The following is a 1779-nucleotide window of genomic DNA, read 5'->3' on the forward strand; positions in this document are numbered from 1 at the left end:
AAGATTATGAAAAAAATTACTTTTATTCCGTTTTTAACTTTTTTAATATTATTGTTTTCAACGACAGTTAGTTATTCACAAAATACTAATGTTACATTCGATAATGTTAATGCTTCATTAACAACGACTCCTGCATGTTCCTTTTCGCAATGTAATGCTCAAGATGTAAATTTTGGAGATGTTTATTTAGGTGATAATGTTGGGAATGTGGCTACTTTGGCTTATATTTCAAATCCTGTAAATGGATTGTATATTTGGGTTACTATTTCATCTAACAGTTCCAAATATGATTTGTTATTTCAATTTGACTATCTGGTTGGAGGAGTTCGAAAAAATTTCGATAACACTAATTTTGTTGGTGCTGCAACTGATAGGTTAACTATTAAAATTAGAGGGAGTATAATTACAGCCGGTTCCAAATACAGAATGGCTCAAATTACAAACTATACTGCAGGTCAATCCCTTGAATTAAAAAACATTTACTTAAGTTGGGAAACAAGTGGGCAAGCCATTACGCCTGCTCAAAGTCTTTCTTTGATAACTTGTAATCCTCCTAAATGCAGCAGTGCACTTTCTAGTGGGATAATTATAAAAACACCTTTGTTCGCCGATTTTTCTATTACTAAAAGTTGTGATGGAGGTACTTATCAAAAAGTGGTTTATACCAGTACTTCAACAGGAGTTGAGCCAAACACTAATTATAGCTGGTCATTTCCTGGTGCTGCTACAATTTCCCCAGTTAGTTTAACAACAATAGGTCCTTATACTGTGACTTATTCTTCAGCTGGTCCGTTTAGTGCCAGTTTAACTGTCTCAGATCCAACAAATCAAGTTATTCCAAATACTAAAACAGTCAATAATATAACTTTAGTAGCGTGTTGCACCCCACCAGTGATAACAGCAATAACTGCCTCTAGTATATGTAGCGGAGGTACCTTTACTGTAACACCAGTAAATGGAACCAACGGAACAGTCCCAGCTGGTACTCTTTATAGTTGGGCAGCTCCAAATGTAATTGGGATTTCGGGAACTGCTGCTGGAAACAATGCCACTAATATAAGTGGTACATTGACAAATTCAACCAATGCTCCGATAAACGTAATATATACCGTAACTCCAACGTCGGGAATCTGTACAGGAAGTACTTTTACGGTAACAGTAACGGTAAATCCGAAACCAGTATTGAACAATATAACTGCTACTAGTATATGTAGTGGAGGTACTTTTACTGTAACACCAACAAATGGAACTAATGGAACAATTCCGTCTGGTACGACCTATAGTTGGTCAGCTCCAAATGTAGTTGGGATTTCAGGAACTGCTGCTGGAAACAATGCTACTAATATAAGTGGTACATTGACAAATTCAACCAATGCTCCGATAAACGTAATATATACCGTAACCCCTACTTCGGGAACTTGTACAGGAAGCACTTTTACGGTAACAGTGACAGTTAATCCATTACCAGTATGTTTGATAACAGGTCCAGATGGCCCAATCTGCCCATCTTCAACAGGTAATAGTTATTCAGCACCTGCAGGAATGAGCAATTACACTTGGTCAATTTCAGGAAATGCTACTATTAATGGTAATACATCTTCCCAAACAGTTTTAATAACTGCGGGTGCTAACTGTGGCGCTTCATTTACACTAACCTTAGTTATCAAAGACATCAATGGATGTGAATCAACATGTACTAAGATAATTAATGTTCAAGATGCAACCGCACCAACTTGGACAACTGCTCCAGCTGCGCTTGATGTAACGCTGGAATGTAGC

General features: G+C 37.1%; 1 protein-coding gene. It reads left to right on the plus strand.

Features of this window, described 5'->3' with window-relative positions:
* Window positions 1-6: 6 nt before the first annotated feature.
* The coding region (locus tag B8T70_RS23450; RefSeq protein WP_304529092.1) for a PKD-like domain-containing protein at window positions 7-1779 on the plus strand (1773 nt) is incomplete at its 3' end.

The organism is Flavobacterium sp. AJR (genome assembly GCF_002156885.1).
GTDB lineage: Bacteria > Bacteroidota > Bacteroidia > Flavobacteriales > Flavobacteriaceae > Flavobacterium.